Below are 887 nucleotides of genomic sequence, written 5' to 3' on the forward strand. Positions count from 1 at the left end.
GACAACGGATTCGATACTGGCGCATCCCTCTGGCCCCAGCCAGGTGAAGAAGGGACGTAAGGCGGCTCTGCTACGACCTTCGCCCACCCACAGCACCTGCTGTGTATCGGCATCTGCCACGACTGTGGCGTAACGATGCCCCTTAAACAGGGCAAACTCATCCATCATCAGGCGGCGCAGGGTATGCCGTTGTGGCTCACGAACCTCCCGCTGCAGCCTGCGGTAATCAATGTTTTTAATGGTATGCCAGTGCAGTCCTGTCAGACGGGCTACGTGCTTAATCGGAAGTAACCGGACGAGTGATTCAACCCATGCCGACAGGGTGGCGGTGTATCATTGGCACCCGGACAGCCAGTCGATGTTTTCGGTCATAATACCGCAGGATGAGCAACACAGACGACGAACAGGCACATCCAGCCAGACCTTCCAGTTGAGCAGTTCACGCTCTCTGACACGTCGCAGGGAGGTATCGTGAATACACTGGATACGGCGTTTGCACCCGCGGCAGCAGGGTGGTTGCGAAGCCAGAGGCTGAAGACGGATGAGGAGGGTATCGTGCGCAATTTCAGTGCAGGAGGAGACACTGAATCCTTTCCAGAAAAGAGAAGTCAGGTTAGAATTCATGATGGCGGCAGTTTTGAAGGTTCAGGGTGTTTTTTGGCGAAGACAAACCTAAATGTTCTGACTGCCGTTTTCTATTGGTTCACGCTAACTTGCGATGAACCAAAAAAAAGCCCCGTACGCATGTACGGGGCCTTCTCTGTTTTAAGCCTGGCAGTTCCCTACTCTCACATGGGGAGACCCCACACTACCATCGGCGCTACGGCGTTTCACTTCTGAGTTCGGCATGGGGTCAGGTGGGACCACCGCGCTATCGCCGCCAGGCA

1 protein-coding gene and 1 rRNA gene are annotated in these 887 nt (G+C 55.1%); both read right to left on the reverse strand.

Features of this window, described 5'->3' with window-relative positions:
- Positions 1–321 (reverse strand): transposase (locus HEP82_RS20270; protein ID WP_225622575.1); only part of this gene is annotated, 321 nt, incomplete at its 3' end.
- A gap of 448 nt (positions 322–769) precedes the next feature.
- Positions 770–885 (reverse strand): 5S ribosomal RNA (rrf, locus tag HEP82_RS19805).
- Between the last annotated feature and the right edge of the window lie 2 nt (positions 886–887).

Source organism: Musicola keenii (genome assembly GCF_014855505.1).
Lineage (GTDB): Bacteria > Pseudomonadota > Gammaproteobacteria > Enterobacterales > Enterobacteriaceae > Musicola > Musicola paradisiaca.